This window comes from Melaminivora alkalimesophila (genome assembly GCF_000282995.1).
Classification (GTDB): domain Bacteria; phylum Pseudomonadota; class Gammaproteobacteria; order Burkholderiales; family Burkholderiaceae_C; genus Melaminivora; species Melaminivora alkalimesophila.
Genome location: NZ_ALEE01000162.1, coordinates 1 through 923, shown reverse-complemented (window position 1 = coordinate 923; position 923 = coordinate 1). Strand labels below are relative to the sequence as shown.

1 pseudogene is annotated in these 923 nt (G+C 71.4%); it reads left to right on the top strand.

Annotation, left to right across the window (positions count from 1 at the left end):
- Positions 1-923: pseudogene (locus A612_RS02660) on the top strand (error-prone DNA polymerase); the annotation flags it as partial.

Here is a 923-nt window from a genome sequence, read left to right as displayed (position 1 = left end):
CACGCGGCTGGTGCCGGTGGAGCCCGCCGCCATGGAAGGGCGCTCGGTCATCCAGTGGGACAAGGACGATCTGGACGCCATGAACCTGCTGAAGGTGGACGTGCTGGCGCTGGGCATGCTCAGCGTGCTGCGCCGCTGCCTGCAGATGCGGAGCGTGCTGCGCGGCCAAGCCTGGAGCCTGCAGGACATCCCCGGCGAGGATGCGGCAACCTACGCCATGGCCAGCGCCGCCGACACCATCGGCGTGTTCCAGATCGAGAGCCGGGCGCAGATGGGCATGCTGCCGCGCCTGCAGCCGCGCACCTTCTACGACCTGGTGGTGCAGGTGGCGATCGTGCGCCCCGGGCCGGTGCAGGGCGGCATGGTGCATCCCTACCTGCAGGCGCGCGCCCGCCTGCGGGCCCTGCGGCGCGCCGGCCACGACGGCCCCTACCCGATCGAGCATCCGGAGCTGGCGCACGTGCTGGGGCGCACGCTGGGCGTGCCGATCTTCCAGGAGCAGGTCATGCAGCTGGCGATCGACGCCGCCGGCTTCACGCCGGGGCAGGCCGACGAGCTGCGCCGCTCCATGGCCGCCTGGCGCCGGCGCGGCGACGTGCACCGCTTCGAGGAGCAGCTCAAGTCCGGCATGCGGGCGCGCGGCTATGCACCGGAATTCGCCGAGCGCCTGTTCCAGCAGATCCTGGGCTTTGGCGACTACGGTTTTCCCGAGAGCCATGCCGCGAGCTTCGCCCTGCTGGCCTACGCCAGTGCCTGGTTCAAGCGGCACGAGCCGGCGGTTTTCCTGGCGGCGCTGCTCAACTCGCAGCCCATGGGTTTCTACACGCCCGGGCAGTTGGTGCAGGACGCGCGCCGCCACGGAGTGCGGGTGCTGCCCATCGACGTGGCGAGCAGCGAGGTCGATTGCACGCTGGAGGGGCCGC